At 69.2% G+C, this 12,913-nt stretch carries 13 protein-coding genes; 6 read left to right on the top strand and 7 right to left on the bottom strand.

The window, feature by feature from the left end:
* Nucleotides 1-289 (bottom strand): transposase (locus ABEA67_RS04935; protein ID WP_345461742.1); only part of this gene is annotated, 289 nt, incomplete at its 3' end.
* 280 nt (nucleotides 290-569) lie between these two features.
* Here ABEA67_RS04935 and ispG point away from each other — a divergent pair.
* Genes ispG through ABEA67_RS04915 form a run of 4 tightly spaced genes read left to right on the top strand, consistent with a single transcriptional unit; the run spans nucleotide 570 to nucleotide 3,129 of the window.
* Nucleotides 570-1,799 carry a flavodoxin-dependent (E)-4-hydroxy-3-methylbut-2-enyl-diphosphate synthase gene (gene ispG, locus ABEA67_RS04930; RefSeq protein ID WP_345461740.1) on the top strand — a complete coding sequence of 410 codons (1,230 nt, stop codon included), beginning with the start codon at nucleotides 570-572 and terminating at the stop codon, nucleotides 1,797-1,799.
* A gap of 41 nt (nucleotides 1,800-1,840) precedes the next feature.
* Nucleotides 1,841-2,227: a hypothetical protein gene (locus tag ABEA67_RS04925; protein ID WP_345461738.1), complete on the top strand. Its 387-nt coding sequence runs from the start codon at nucleotides 1,841-1,843 to the stop codon at nucleotides 2,225-2,227.
* A gap of 4 nt (nucleotides 2,228-2,231) precedes the next feature.
* A complete protein-coding gene (locus ABEA67_RS04920) occupies nucleotides 2,232-2,633 on the top strand; it encodes a DUF4259 domain-containing protein (RefSeq protein WP_345461736.1) in 402 nt (133 codons plus the stop codon).
* 10 nt (nucleotides 2,634-2,643) lie between these two features.
* Entirely contained in the window at nucleotides 2,644-3,129 is a 486-nt protein-coding gene (locus ABEA67_RS04915) for a hypothetical protein (protein ID WP_345461733.1), read from the top strand.
* Between the two features lie 9 nt (nucleotides 3,130-3,138).
* Here ABEA67_RS04915 and ABEA67_RS04910 read toward each other — a convergent pair whose 3' ends face one another.
* Nucleotides 3,139-3,990 carry a M55 family metallopeptidase gene (locus tag ABEA67_RS04910; RefSeq protein ID WP_345461730.1) on the bottom strand — a complete coding sequence of 284 codons (852 nt, stop codon included), beginning with the start codon at nucleotides 3,988-3,990 and terminating at the stop codon, nucleotides 3,139-3,141.
* A gap of 90 nt (nucleotides 3,991-4,080) precedes the next feature.
* Between ABEA67_RS04910 and map the strand changes: the two genes are divergently transcribed.
* Both map and ABEA67_RS04900 read left to right on the top strand, forming a co-directional pair.
* On the top strand, nucleotides 4,081-4,842 hold the full coding sequence (gene map, locus ABEA67_RS04905) for a type I methionyl aminopeptidase (protein ID WP_345461727.1): 762 nt from the start codon (nucleotides 4,081-4,083) through the stop codon (nucleotides 4,840-4,842).
* Nucleotides 4,839-5,507: a pentapeptide repeat-containing protein gene (locus tag ABEA67_RS04900; protein WP_345461724.1), complete on the top strand. Its 669-nt coding sequence runs from the start codon at nucleotides 4,839-4,841 to the stop codon at nucleotides 5,505-5,507. The genes map and ABEA67_RS04900 overlap by 4 nt, the downstream gene beginning before the upstream one ends.
* A 207-nt stretch (nucleotides 5,508-5,714) precedes the next feature.
* On the opposite strand, the gene ABEA67_RS04895 is transcribed toward ABEA67_RS04900, so the two are convergent.
* The 5 genes from ABEA67_RS04895 to ABEA67_RS04875 form a co-directional block, all read right to left on the bottom strand.
* Nucleotides 5,715-6,041, bottom strand: coding sequence for a hypothetical protein (locus ABEA67_RS04895; protein ID WP_345461721.1), 327 nt, complete (start codon nucleotides 6,039-6,041; stop codon nucleotides 5,715-5,717).
* Between the two features lie 2 nt (nucleotides 6,042-6,043).
* Nucleotides 6,044-7,753 (bottom strand): PhoX family protein, encoded by a 1,710-nt coding sequence (locus ABEA67_RS04890; RefSeq protein WP_345461718.1) that lies wholly within the window; start codon nucleotides 7,751-7,753, stop codon nucleotides 6,044-6,046.
* A 69-nt stretch (nucleotides 7,754-7,822) separates the two neighbouring features.
* Nucleotides 7,823-7,936 carry an ACT domain-containing protein gene (locus ABEA67_RS04885; RefSeq protein WP_345461715.1) on the bottom strand — a complete coding sequence of 38 codons (114 nt, stop codon included), beginning with the start codon at nucleotides 7,934-7,936 and terminating at the stop codon, nucleotides 7,823-7,825.
* Entirely contained in the window at nucleotides 7,888-8,214 is a 327-nt protein-coding gene (locus ABEA67_RS04880; protein WP_345461712.1) for an ACT domain-containing protein, read from the bottom strand. Before ABEA67_RS04880 ends, ABEA67_RS04885 begins: the two co-directional genes overlap by 49 nt.
* A gap of 109 nt (nucleotides 8,215-8,323) precedes the next feature.
* Entirely contained in the window at nucleotides 8,324-12,847 is a 4,524-nt protein-coding gene (locus ABEA67_RS04875) for a glutamate synthase-related protein (protein ID WP_345461709.1), read from the bottom strand.
* Nucleotides 12,848-12,913: the final 66 nt, after the last annotated feature.

Genomic DNA, 12,913 nt, shown 5'->3' with positions numbered 1-12,913 from the left:
CCAGCCCAAGGACCACTGGTCCTTGGGGCACAAAGGTGTGGATCAGCAACCGCAGCAGAATCCGACTGGTTTGCAGATTTGACCAGCGGACCCGGTTGAGCACGCGGTGATAGGTCACGAATTTTGGTTCGTCGGCCAGCCCCAGAACGCGCAAGGTTGCCGTCACCGTTCGCTGGCCCGGTGCCAGAATCGCCCCGATCAGCAGCAGTTGAACCTGGGGCCAGACACGCCTCGAAAACACGGGTGTGAAAGCACCGATGATCAACGTGAACCACGGAGGCAACGACATACTGTTGACTCTGACAGGCCGCCCGGTTCTCGGGCGGCCTGTCAATGGACAAAGTCGAGCTAAGCTCCCCACATGAGCGGAAGCCTGTTCAGGGGGACGGCCTGGACAGGCTCCATGTTTGTGAGGCAGAAGCCAGTACGTGCAAACAGACGGGCTGAAGGACCGTGGCCGGAGAAGCCCACCCGCGGGCTGGTGCCGTGAACGCAGGGGAGGCCACACCCCTCTTCCCGTGACGATTCACCCCGAATGCGCCGGACCCACACGCGTAGACTGAACAGGTATGAGTACGCCGCGCCGTCAGACCGTGACCACCTGGGTCGGGAGTGTCCCCGTGGGGAGTCAGCATCCCATCGTCGTGCAGTCGATGACGAACACCGACACCGCCGACGCCGAGGCCACCGCCCTTCAGGTCGCGCAGCTTGCGCGGGCCGGGTCCGAGATCGTGCGCGTAACGGTCAACACGCGCGAGGCCGCCGCCGCCGTCCCCGAACTTGTCGCCCGCCTGCATGAAGTCGGCATCGACGTGCCGATCGTCGGGGACTTCCACTACAACGGCCACATCCTGCTGCGCGAGTATCCCGAAACGGCGCGTCTGCTCGCCAAGTACCGCATCAACCCCGGCAACGTCGGAGCCGGGCAGCACCACGACGCCAACTTCGCCACCATGATCGAGGTCGCCAAGGAATTCGGCAAACCCGTCCGCATCGGCGTGAACTGGGGCAGCCTCGACCAGCAGGTCCTCGCCCGCCTGATGGACCTGAATGCCCGCCTGGGCAGCCCCCGGTCCGGCACCGACGTGATGATCGACGCGATGGTCACCAGCGCCCTGGAAAGCGCCGCGTATGCCGAGGGGCTGGGCCTCCCGCACGACCAGATCATCATCTCCGTCAAGGTCAGCTCGGCCCCCGAGCTGTGGCAGGTCTACCGCCAGCTCGCGCCGCTGTGCGACTACCCGCTGCACCTCGGCCTCACCGAGGCGGGCATGGGTATGAAGGGCATGGTGGCCTCCAGCGTGGCCCTCGCGCCGCTGCTTACGGAGGGCATCGGTGACACCATCCGCGTCAGCCTGACGCCCGAACCCGGTGCGTCCCGCAAGCTGGAAGTCGAGGTCGCCCAGCAGATTCTCCAGAGCCTGGGCCTGCGGCAGTTTCTCCCGCAGGTCACGTCCTGCCCCGGCTGCGGGCGCACCACCTCCACCTTCTTCCAGACCCTGGCGCAAAAGATTCAGGACTACATCCGGGAGGCCATGCCCGACTGGAAGGCCCGCTACCCCGGCGTGGAGGACATGCAGGTCGCCGTGATGGGCTGCATCGTCAACGGCCCCGGCGAGAGCAAGCACGCCAACATCGGCATTTCTCTGCCCGGCACCGGCGAGGACCCCCGCGCTCCCGTCTACCAGGACGGCAAATTGCTGACCACATTGAAAGGGCCGCGCATCGCGGAGGAGTTTCAGGAACTGCTCGAAAAGTACGTGGAGGAGCGGTACGGGCGGGAGGAGGTCGGCGCATAACACCCGGTTCGCCCGCCGAGTGGCTCAGCCAGCCTGCGCCTTTGCCAGAGCTGCTGTGGCCGGAGGTGGTGACCGTTCTGGTCGGTGCGCTGGCCTGTTGCGGAGTCGAAACGCTGGAAACCATGCACGGTTGGAGCGCCTCGGCCTTTGATGAGAATCCGGCCTTCGAGGCGTGGCAGTGGGTCACCTTGCCGGTGCCGCTCGCCGCTTTCCCGGCCCTGCTCCGGGAACGGCAGGCGCAGGGCTTGCGGTTAGGTCACGACGACTGGTTTCTGTTTGGGACCGTGCCGTTTGCATGGGAGGTGAAGTTATGCCACGAGGGCGACCTGCACCTCCAGACGGGAGAGCCGGCGTTGCTGGAGCAACTGGCGAACGGGCTGGAGCCGCTGGGCATTAGGCTCGTGCGACATGAAAAGCGGTTACCCTGAACCCATGAACGTCTGGGGCACGGGCAGTTTCGAGAATGAAGTGGGTGCGGCCTTCGCGCAGGAGGTCGTGCAGGACGGCGCGTTCGCCCTCGCCGAAGCCTTCGACGTGGCCCTCGACCCCGACACCGGGTTCCTGGCCGCTGAGGAAGGCCACCGCGTCCTGGCCGCCGCCGAGATTCTGGCTGCCGCGCTGACGGGCGAGACGGGAGGCATCACGGACGCCCCGTTGCGTGCCTGGGTTGCAAGCGCCAACCTCACCGAGCTGGAACCCCTGCGCGAACTGGCCCGCGCCGCGCTGGAGCGTGTCCTCGGCCCCGAGAGCGAACTCCCCGACCTCTGGGCCGACAGTCAGGATGCCGACGAGTGGCAGACCGACGTGGAGCGGCTGCGGGCGGCGCTGGGCTAGGGGAAGGGGGATGCCCACGGTGGTGGAAGTGTGGCTGGCAGATGACCTGGCGGGACTGGAAGACCACCCCCTGCCCCGCCTTCATGCCGAGCTGCACCGCTGTGCCCGGGAAACCGGGTGGCACTTGCAGCCCTTCTCCGCGTCACCTCCTGACAAACAGATGGAATCCTTCACCTTGCAGGGGCCACACGGTGGAGCGGGGGCGGAGCTGCGCTTCCACCGGGTGGTGCCTGTCCTGGGGTTTGTGGATGCACAGGCCCTGCAAGCAAGTCTTGATGTGTGGGCCTCCAGTTGGGTGGCCTGGGGCCATTCCTATATCAATCCTCCACCCCTGGTGGCCTGGTGGCAGGCCGCCGGGTGGCTCACGCCGGATGCGGCCTGGCTCAATGCCAGTCCCACTCCAGAGGACCTGCGGGCTTTGGGCCTTCTTGAAGGACCGGAGTGGAAACGCTCGCGCCAGCTCTCTCGCGGTGACGCCCTCTTCTTCGAGTGGTGACGCCTGCTCTCACCCCTCCAGCCGCACCTCGGCCACCTTCGCCAGCATCCGGAAGGACTGGAAGAGGTGGAGGGCGTCCGGGCTGGTGTACGCGACGGTCACGTTGTCCACCCGCTCCACGCTGGGCACCCGCTCACACTGGTCGGCGCGGGCCTGGTGGTTGAAGCTGAGTTCCACGCGGGCCGGCCAGGTGGTCTTGTACGGCCTGCCTTCCTGCGCGGCCCGCACGGCTTGCTCCGCGCCCTCGCGGATGCGCCGCTGCGCCTCACGCGGGTGCAGGTGGACGGCGGCGAAGCTGCTGAGGCCCTCCTTGACCGCCACGCGCACCACCTGCTCGCCCAGTTCGTCCCCAATCTCGGCCAGCGCCACGTCGTCCCCGGAGGCAAAGACCACCGGCACGCCGTAATGCCCGGCGACCAGGGCATTCAGGCCATACTCGCCCGTGTCACGCCCGTTGATGCGGACGTTGCGGATAAAGCCGTTCCAGGTGTGTGCCAGCGGCCCGCGCACGCTCCCCGCCCGCGCGTGGTAGCCCACGAACAGCAGCGCGCCCACGCCTTCCTCCTGCACGCCCTGCACCATGCTGAGCGGCTTGTCGTTGCCGCTGGTAAAGCAGACCCCCTCCGGCAGCAACTCCGGCAGCAGGTTCCGCATGGTGTCGTGGCTGTCGTTGACCAGCACGTCGGTTGCGCCGCCCGCGAATGCGCCCTCGGCGGCGGCGGCGGTTTCCAGCGTCATCCGCTCACGGGCCGCCTGATACTCCGTAGCGTTCACCAGGCCCCCGAACTCCGGCGGGCTGACCTGCACCCACGAGGCCACACCGCACACGCCCTCCATGTCCACGCTGATGACGACTTTCATGGGAAGGAGCGTACCGCGCCCGACGGTCCTGTGCTCTACCGTGATACGCGCCGGGGGCTGTCCCCATGGGGCGTGCTAGCCTCGTACGTTATGAGCCGCATCGCCCTGAAATCCGCCCGCGAGATTGAAGCCATGCGCCGTGCGGGGGCGCTCGTGGCGGAGACGTTCCGTGTCCTCGACCCCTTCGTGAAGCCCGGCGTGACGCTGGCCGAACTCGACCGGATCGCGGAGGAGCACATCCGCAAGAACGGCGCGACGCCCGCCTACCTCGGCTACGGCCCCAGGAACAATCCCTTTCCCGCCACCATCTGCGCCAGCGTGAACGAGGTCATCTGCCACGGGATACCTGGCCCTCTGGAGCTGAAGGAGGGCGACATCATCGGCGTGGACATCGGCGTGCTGCTGGACGGCGTGTACGGGGACGCCTGCTACACCTACACCGTGGGCCAGGTCAGTCCGGAGGTGCAGGGGCTGGTGGACACCACCCGCGAGAGCCTGAAGGCGGGGCTGGAGGTCGTACGGCCCGGCAACCGCACCGGCGACATCGGGCACGCCATTCAGACGGTCGCGGAGGGCCGGGGCTATGGTGTGGTGCGCGAGTACACCGGCCACGGCATCGGCAAGCGGCTGCACGAGGAACCCACCATCTACCACTGGGGCGCGCGCTACACCGGACTCAAGCTCCAGCCCGGCATGGTCTTCACCGTCGAGCCGATGATCAACCTGGGCACGCCCGACACCCGCCTGCTGAGCGACGGCTGGACCGTCATCACTGCTGACAAGAAACCCAGCGCGCAGTTCGAGCACACGGTGGTCGTCACCCCCAGGGGCCATGAGATTCTGACGCTGTGACCCTCGACGCACCCAAGCCCCCCGCCGCCCCGAAGTTCCCGCGCGGCGGGCTGTTGCCCATGACCGCCAAACACCTGGAAGACGAGAGCGTGTATCGGGGCCGGGTGCTGGAGGGCGCGGACCTGAGCGGCCGCACGCTGCACGCCGTCACCTTCGAGCAAGTGGTGTTCCGGAGGGTGAACTTCTCGCGGGCGGCGTGGTCCCACGTCCGTTTCGTGGACGCGCGATTCGAGGACAGTGATCTGAGTGCCGCGTGCTGGAGCGAGGCCAGCCTGGAGCGCGTGCAGTTCAGCGATTGCCGCCTGATGGGCCTGCACCTCCCGGCGGCGCGGCTGAGGCATGTCCGGCTCACCCGCGTGCAGGCGCGGCTCTCGCTGTGGGAGCGGGCCGACACCCGCAACCTCTGGGCCGAGGAGAGCGATTTCGGGGAGGCCACCTTTCTGGAGGCGAAGCTCCCCGGCGCGGTCTTCCGCGGCTGCCGCCTGCCCCGCACCGACTTCCAGCGTGCGGACCTGGACGGGGCCGACCTGCGGGCTTCGGAACTGGCGGGCACCCGCTTGGGTCTGCGGGAGGTCGCGGGCGTGACGGTGGAACCCGTGCAACTGCTCGACCTCGCGGGGCTGCTGGGGGTGCGGGTGCAGGAGTTGCCTGTGGTGGCTGACTGATACGGATTCCGGTTGAACAGTTACAAAAACTGTTCAACCCGAGCGGAGCGAGCAGGAAAGGAACGGTTGCCGGGAAAGGAGTTATCGAATCGGTGCTTTCCCGATTCGATAACGGATTGGACGGAAACCGTATGAGCCAAGGGGCGTGCGCCGGGCGGACGAAAAGTCCATTTCCCGGCGCACGCCTCCTGTTGCTGGTTGTTCGGCTCAGTCCGGCAGGTTCACGGGCCGCGCGTGGTCGAGCCAGCCCCAGTCGCGCAGGTAGGCGCGGAAGGCGTCCAGCAGCTCGGCGGCGTCGGCGCGGTCTTCCTCGGGCAGGGCGCGCCGCCACGTCTCACCCGTCAGGCGGGTGTAGGCCAGCAGTGGAGCCGGGTGGCCCAGGGACTCTTCCAGGCTCTCCAGCAGCGCCTCGTACCTGGCCCGCCGCCAGGGCTGTTGCCGGGTGATCTCGTTCAGGAACTCCTCGGCGGCGTGTTCGAGGAGCACCGGGCGGCCCAGGATCCAGGGGGCACGCGAGACGGGAGGGGCCGTCATGCTCACGCCTTCACCCAGCCGGGAAAGCCCTCGATGGCGACCAGCGTGGGGCGCGGGACATTGCTGCCGGGCTTCGCGGCGAAGTTCGAGCGCAGCTTGTCCAGGCTCTCGCTGTCCTCGCCGGGATGCTGGATGGATACGAACAGCGTGCGGCCGTCGGGCGAGAACACTGGGCCAGTCATCTCGGCATCCACCGGGCCGACGGCGAAGCGGTACGCGCGGCCCCGGTTCGGCCCCTCGGTCGGGAAGAAGAACATGGCGTTGTTCCCGTGAAAGGCCTTGGTGGGGTTGCTGCTCAGGTCGCTGTTGTCCGTGACCATCCACAGGTTGCCGTAGGGGTCGAACACCAGATTGTCGGGGCTGGCGAAGCCGCTTTGCGGGCCGCCCACCGCGAACACGTCCCACAGGAACGTCTGCGCCGTCCAGTCGTCGCCGTGTTCGCGGAACTTGATGATCTGGCCGAAGTAGTTGCCGTGCTTGGAGTTGTTGGTCAGCGAGGCGTACACCTCGCCGGTGCGTGGATGAATCTCGATGTCCTCGGGGCGGTCGACCGGAGTGCCGCCCACCGCCAGGGCCGAGGCGCGGGCATCGGCCAGCACGTCCGCCTGACCGCCGAACAGCGCCTTGCCGTCGCTGCCGCGCGCCTCTTGCAGCTTCTTGTTGCGGTCGTAGTCGAGCAGCACCCAGGAGCCGTTGCCGAAGTTCGCCACGTACAGGTCGCCGTCCGCGAGCAGGTCGCGGTTGGCGGCGCGGTTGCCGGGCGCGTACTTCCCGCGGCTGATGAACTTGTAGATGCACGAGTCCTGCATGTCGTCGCCCATGTACACGACGACCCGGCCATCTTTGGCGACCGTCACGGCGGCGTTCTCGTGGCGGAAACGGCCCATGCCGGTGCGCTTCCTGGGCGTCCAGGCCGGGTCGAAGGGGTCGATCTCGGTGACCCAGCCCTGGTGCATGGCCTCGTAGCCGCTGCCTGCCCAGGCCTTGGTGTAGCCGTCCACGTTCTCCTCGCAGGTCAGCAGCGTGCCCCAGGGGGTCTGGCCGCCCGAGCAGTTGCCCACCGTGCCGCGTACCGTGGTCGCGCCCTTCACCGCGGCGCTGCCCCGCGCCGGGCCGGTCAGCTCGATCTCGGTCAGGGCGTCGATGCGGCGGTTGCGCGGGTCGGGCACGATCTTCCACCCGCCGCCTTCCCGCCGCACCCGCACCACGCTCACGCCCACGGCCTTCATCTCGGCGTCGATCTGCTCGCGCGTGCGCTCCTTGGTGTTGCCGCCCACGAACAGCGCATTGACGTACTCGTGGTTGATGGTCAGCAGGGCGTCGGTGCTGCTGCTCCCGCCTTCCAGCAGGTCGATGGGAAAGAAGCCCACGTAGTCGTGGTTAAAGCCGATCTCGCGCCCACCTTCGGTAAAGACCTCGCCCCAGGGGGCCACGACCTGAAAGCGGTAACGCTCGGGCAGCGTCAGCGTGTCGGCCCCGGTCGGCTCGATCGGCCGGAAGGGCGGGTAGGTGCGCGGGTCGGCCTGGGTCGCCCCGGCCCCCACCGGCCCCCCGTTGTTCGCCGCCGCCTGCGCCCCGCTGAAGGTCACGGGGAGCGTGGCGGCAGCGGCGGTCGCGGCGGCCGTGCCCAGCGCCCCCCGGCGGGTGATCTTGGCGTCCAGCAGCCGGTGCCAGAAGCTCTGGCTGGCGGAAGAAGAGACAGGATTCGTCACGCCCCGGAGCATGGGGCCGCCTCGTCAGCGCAGCTTGAGCATCTGGTCAGGTGGATGTCAGCTCAAATGTCAGCCCAGCACCTCATGTCCCGCCGCCCGCAGGGCCGCTGCCGCCTGCGGAAGCTGCGCCGCCTTCACCAGCACGTAGTCCGTGTCGAAGGTGGACAGCGCGAAGATGCCCACCCCCGCCCCCGCAGCGGGTTCAGCACGGCGGCCAGGATGCCCGTCAGGTGAAAGGGAAAGGGGCCGTGCAGCCGCAGCGCCGCCCAGCCGCCCTCGGCCCGCACGCCGTCGGGCACATGCCCCGCCAGCGTCACCACACTCACCTCGCCCGGCGCGGCTGTCACCGCCCACAGCTCGCCGTCCATTGCCCACCCGGGTGGGGGAGAGCCGGGCGCGAGCTGCGCCACCGCATAGTCACCGGTGAGGATGGAGAGGGTCAGCCGGACCGCGTCTGTCATGCGCCCATCAGAGCAGAAGAGTGGGGTACAGGACAGGGGCAGGCGGCAGGAACCCCCGGCGTGAGTGCCGGGGGCCTGGGGCTGGCCGCTGGAAGCTGGCTGCTTCCCCTTACTCCGTCGCCACCGTCTGATCCACCGCCTGCGAGGCGGGCAGCACCATGCGGAAGTGCGCGGCGGGGTTCACCAGCAGCTCGGCCACGCGGCGGGCGGGCACGGGTTGCTCGCTCGCCAGCAGCAGCTCGTGGTACTGGCCCAGCAGTTCGCGCACGTCGGCGGCTCCCTGCGCACTGAGGGGCAGAATCTGCACGTTCGACCCGCGGGCGAGGCGTCGCCGCAGCGCCGCGTCGTCTAGGCCCTGCTCCGGCTCGAAGCGCAGGTACACCACGCCGCCACTCATGCCGCTGCAAATCCAGGGACCGGGGTCGCCCAGCACCACGGCCCGCCCGGCCGTCATGTACTCGAAGGCGTAGCCCTTGGCGTTGGCGCGGGTGGCGAGCGCGCCGGGCGAGTCGTCCACCGGGGCGCGCAGGTCGCCGCCCAGCACCACGTCCGCCCCCGAGAGGCGCACGCAGAAGCGGCTGTCGGCGTTGCCCTGCACGAAGAAGCGCCCGCCGATGGCCCCGTAGGCGAAGCTCTTGCCCACCGAGCCGTCCACCCGCACGCCCTGGTGGTTGCGGCCCTTGAGAATCACGATCTGGCCGCCCAGCGCGCTCTTGCCCACGCCGTCCTGTGCGCCGCCGTCCACCTGAATATCTACGGGGCCGTTGTTGAAGGCCCCCAGGCCGTTGCCCGGAATGCTGCCCGCCTCGAAGTGCAGCTTCACGCGCCGGGCCTGCCGGGCGGTGCGCGGGTCGCGGGTCAGCGTGCCGACGAGGTGGGTGCCCAGCGCCCGCTCGGCCGACTGCACCGGGCCGTCGCGGTACACCACGTCCTCCTCGTCCTCGTCCTCGATGGCGTCCGTGACCCACTCGCTGACCATCTTGGTCATGTAGTTCAGCGGCTTGTGAATCACGCGCCCCCCCAGGCCCTGCCACGCCTCCGGGGCCTCGGCGGGCGTGAGCAGTTCGGTGAGGTCGAGCGCGTCCGTCTCGCCCGCCAGCAGCTCGGCGCGGCCCACCAGTTCCTGCAGGCTGCCCAGCCCCAGCCCCGCCACCAGGCCGCGCAGTTCTGCGGCAATCCCGCTGTAAAAGGCGTGCAGGCGGTCCACCTCGGTCGGCAGCACGCGCGGCACGAAGCGCTTGAAGCCGTGGGCCTTCGCCTCCTCCTCGGTTTCCACCTGGGTCGTGATACCCACGTGACAGGTGTCGAGCTGGCAGCCCCGGCAGATCGTGCAGCCGATGGCGACCATGCTCAGCGTGCCGAAGCCCACGCGGTTCGCGCCCAGCGCCACCACCCGCGCCACGTCGAGCGCCGTCTTGAGGCCGCCGTCGGCCCACAGCTCCACCCGGTCGCGCATCCCGGCGGCCGTCAGCAGCCGGTGCGCGCGTGCCACGCCGAACTCGACCGGCATTCCGGCGTACTTCAGCGCGTGCGACCGGGCCGCGCCCGTGCCCCCCTCGGAGCCAGACAGCGTGATGATGTGTGCCCCCGCCTTCGCCACGCCGAGCGCGATGGTGCCCACGCCGGGCGTCACCGGAATCTTCACGCTGATTTTGGCCTGCGGCGCGATGGTCTTGAGTTCCTCGATCAGCTGCGCGAGGTCCTCGATGGAGTACACGTCGTGGTTGTTGCTGGGGCTGATCAGGTCGGTGCCCTGCACGGCGTGGCGGGCGGCGGCGACCTTCGCGCTGACCTTCTTGCCGGGGAGGTGGCCGCCCTCGCCGGGCTTGGCCCCCTGGCCCACCTTGATCTCGATGACGTGGGCCGAGTTCAGCATCACGCTGCTCACGCCGAAGCGCCCCGACGCCACCTGCTGCCCGCGCCAGTGGTTGTACTGCCCCAGCATCGCGGGAATCTCGCCGCCCTCGCCGTTCATCGCCAGGATGTTCAGCCGCCGCGCCGCCTCCACGTAGGAGCGGAAGGCCGTCTCGCCCTGCGACCCGAAGCTCATCGCGCTGATGACAAACGGGAGGCTGTGTCCGCCCACTGCCAGGTCCACGCTGTCGGGGTCCAGGGCCTCGCTGCCCTCCGGTGCCCGCAGCGTGAGCAGTTGCCGCGCCGAGAGCGGCATCTCCTGCTCCAGCGCCCGGATGCGCTGCTGGTAGTCGGCGGGGCTGATCTCGCCGTTGGCGAGGGCAAAGGCCGCCTTGAACACGCGCGGGTTGAAGCGCTGATCGCGGTCCATGCCCTCGCCGCCCGCCTGGAACTTGGCGAGCCTGGCCTGCAAGGTCTGCTCCAGCCCGGCCAGCGTGTAGCCCTTCTCACCGCCCCAGAAGCCGCGCACGCCCAGCGTGTTCGTCACGTCCGCCGCCAGCCCCAGCGCGCTGAACATCTGCCCGTAGCCGCGCAGCTCGTGGATGCCCATGGTGGACATCACCTTCTCGACGCCCTTGGTCAGCCCGCCTACGAGCTGGTGCCCCGCCTCCGGGTAGAGGGCATATAGGGCGGTCGGCTCGGCGGCCTCGGCCCCCAGCCCGATCAGCAGCATCACGTCGTGCAGGTTGCGGATCTGCCCGCTGCGAACCGCCAGGCTGGTCAGGCGGCGCAGGCTGATGCCTTCCTCGTTCCGCGCCGCCGTCAGCGCCTGTTCCAGCGACCCCACCGCCAGCGCGATGTCGAGGGCCGCCTCACCGCTCGCGTACAGCGCCGTATCGTCGAGCAGCAGCACCTCGGCCCCGCCGCGCACCGCCCCTACGGCTTCCGCGTGCAGGCGGGCCAGCGCGTCCGTCAGGCGCTCGCCGGCCCCCAGCGCGGGCACCAGCGTCGCGGTCTGGAAGGCGTCGCGGATGCCCTGCACGGTCAGCGTGCCGTACGCCTCCGCGACCGCCCCGGTGGGGGCCAGGACGGGGGTCAGCAGGTCCACGCTGTGGCCGTCGCTGCTGCCGGGCAGCGGGCGGCGGCCCAGCAGGGTGCGGGTGGAGAAATGCTCGATCTCGCGCTCGCGGTCGATGGCGGGGTTGGTGACGACTGCCACCGTCTCCTTGAAGAACTCCGCGAGGTTGGGTTTCTCGGCGCGCAGGGCGGGCATCTGCCCGTCGAAGCCCAGCGAGGCGATGGGTTCCGCGCCCTTTTCCGCGACCGCCTTCACGTACTCCTCGTCCCAGCGCTCCCAGCCGAAGGCGGCCCGCTGCGCCCGGCTGAACTCGGGCAGCGGCGGATTCTCGCCCGCCGGGAGGTGCGGCCCCTTCACCCGCTCATGGGCGTTCTCGAAGTTGTAGCCCTTGCCGTGGACGCGCTCCAGCACCAGCCGCTGCACGTTCTCGTTGGCATGCAGCTTGACCCGGCCCCCCGACAGGCAGGCGACCATCTTCTCGCCGGGCGCGAAGGGCTGCGGGTCGGCCACCATGCTGCCCAGCGGAATCACGCCGCGTTCGCTGCTCCAGAAGTATTCCTTTTCCGTCTCCCCGAACCACAGCGGGCGCAGGCCCATCGCGTCCACCGAGAAGACGCACTCGTTGCCGTGCCGCGCGATGATCGCCGCCGGTCCCTGCGCGAGCGGCCCGCCCCCCGCCCGCAGCCCGATATAGGCCGATTGCAGCGACGTGGAAAAGCCCTTCACCTCGCTCAGGACGGGCGGGAACACGCTCTCCACCGCCTCCAGCAGGCTCATGCCGCGGTCGTTGATGTAGCCCATCAGCACCCGGTTGAGATCCTGGCTGTCCGAGCCGCCGGTCAGCGGCAGGCCGAGCTGCACGCCCTCCTTGCGCAGGCGGTCGATGGTGTTGATCTCGCCGTTGTGCGCCAGCAGGCTGAAGGGCTGCACCTGCTCGAAGGTGGAGAGCGTGTTCGTGGAGTAGCGGTTGTGCCCGATCGTCACGACCGACATGAAGTCGGGGCGCGAGAGTTCCGGGTAGTAGCGGGGCAGCAGTTCGGCGCTGCCGCGCACCTTGTACACGACCGCGTGGGTGGACAGGCTGACCACGTGGACCGGGTACTTCTGCTCCAGCGCCAGCGCGAGGTCGAACAGCGTGGCGTTGCGCTCATGGTTGGTGCTGCCCGGCACGGTCCCGGCAATCTGCACGAACTGCGGCTCGGTCAGGCGCGCAATCGGCCCCAGGGCGTGGCTGTACACCTGACCCTGGCGTTCGAGCAGCACCTGCACCCCCAGGCGGCCCGCCAGCACCCGCAGCCCGTCGAGCAGTTCGCGCACGCTCTGGCCCTGCGGCACGAAGAAATGCCCCACCCAGAAGTCGGCGCTGTCCACCACGCCCTCGTCCAGCCGCGCCTCCGTGAGGTAGCGCTTCCACAGCAGGCGCGGGATGTCGGTCTGGATGCCCGCGCCGTCGCCCTCGCCGCGCACCTCGCCGCTGCGGTGCGCCATGTGCGCGAGTTCCTCCAGCGCGCGCGTCACGTTGCCGTGGGTGGCCTCGCCCGTCTTGCGGACCTTGCAGAGAATTCCGCAGGCGTCGTGCCCGAGTTCGTCGAAGTTGCCCGGAAAAAGCGGTTCGAGCCTGGAGCGTTCGGACTGGCGGTACAGGCTGTCCCCCGTCTGGTAGAAGGGGCGGTCATGGGCAGGTCGTTGGGCATCGGTCATGCGCGGGCCTCCAGGCGGAACAGGCGGGCGGAGAACTGTGGGGGCGGTCGGGGGGAAGAGGCCACC

The sequence above is a fragment of the Deinococcus carri genome, from assembly GCF_039545055.1.
GTDB lineage: Bacteria > Deinococcota > Deinococci > Deinococcales > Deinococcaceae > Deinococcus > Deinococcus carri.
This window is presented reverse-complemented; position numbering and strand designations above follow the sequence as displayed.